The following is a 414-nucleotide window of genomic DNA, read 5'->3' on the forward strand; positions in this document are numbered from 1 at the left end:
TGATCAAGAAATCTATAGCGAAAAAGAACACACCCTTTTGAAAACTTTTAGAGAACTCCACCCTAAAAAACAAAAGGCAATTTGGTGGTTAATTTCCGATTAGGCAAAAGCACACACAAAGCTCCAATCCTTTATTTCATTTTGACAGATCCACGTTTTACGCTTTTTCATTTTGACAGAAATCAGCAAACAAAACTATCCCCACACCGTTTTGCAAACAATAGTCTATCAACACGCCAGCTTTCTTTAAAGCGAATTCTCTCATTGACTTCAGATTTCCACCTCTCAAATAACACTATTTTACAGTATAATAGCATAGCCAATGCTTTAATTAGTCTTGCCAATCTCTTGAAAATGCTTTATTGATGAGCTTGTGTTTTTGATCGTCCACGCAACGGTCAAATAGGGAGTTGA

The 414-nt window shown here is 36.2% G+C and carries 1 pseudogene; it reads left to right on the plus strand.

Features of this window, described 5'->3' with window-relative positions:
- A pseudogene (locus tag ACFINC_RS10400) lies at positions 1-103 on the plus strand (XRE family transcriptional regulator); the annotation flags it as partial.
- Between the last annotated feature and the right edge of the window lie 311 nt (positions 104-414).

Origin of the sequence: Bartonella sp. AP58NXGY, assembly GCF_042195785.1 — a bacterium.
GTDB lineage: Bacteria > Pseudomonadota > Alphaproteobacteria > Rhizobiales > Rhizobiaceae > Bartonella.